1 protein-coding gene is annotated in these 611 nt (G+C 43.4%); it reads right to left on the bottom strand.

Going from position 1 to position 611, the window contains the following annotated elements:
- Positions 1–611: Ig-like domain-containing protein (locus C9E89_RS23085; RefSeq protein ID WP_171405224.1), on the bottom strand; the 611-nt coding region annotated here is incomplete at both ends.

The following is a 611-nucleotide window of genomic DNA, read 5'->3' as shown; positions in this document are numbered from 1 at the left end:
GAAACTTGGTAAATAACAGTTGAGCCTGCTTCTTGTCCTGTCAAAGTTAAGTCAAAGCTACGATCTTGGCTGACGAAATCATCCGCTTTAGCACCTGTATCTTCATAAGCAGTTAGGCTAATTACCCCTGCTTTTGGCACAGTTGTATCAACAGTCACTTTTTGAATATTTGTGCTTTGTGTGTTTCCTGCGGCATCGCTCACGACTGCTTTAAACTGATAAACGCCATCGACTAGATCTGTTTGCTTCGCATCCGTATCTACCCATGTCTTACCGCCATCTTTGGAAACTTGGTAAATAACAGTTGAGCCTGCTTCTTGCCCAGTCAAAGTTAAATCAAAGTTACGATCTTGGCTGACGAAGTCATCCGCTTTAGCACCTGTATCTTCATACGCAGTTAGGCTAATTACCCCTGCTTTTGGTGCAGTTGTATCAACTACTATCGTTTGTACTGTTGTCGTCGCGGTATTACCTGCGGCATCACTGACCACTGCTCTAAACTGATAACTCCCATCAGTTAAATTACTTTGCTTCGCATCCGTATTTACCCATGTCTTACCACCATCTTTAGAAACTTGGTAAATAACGGTTGAGCCCGCTTCTTGCCCAGT

This window comes from Acinetobacter sichuanensis (assembly GCF_003024515.2).
Lineage (GTDB): Bacteria > Pseudomonadota > Gammaproteobacteria > Pseudomonadales > Moraxellaceae > Acinetobacter > Acinetobacter sichuanensis.
The sequence above is the reverse complement of the archived record's forward strand: the minus strand, read 5'-3'. Positions and strand labels throughout refer to the sequence as shown.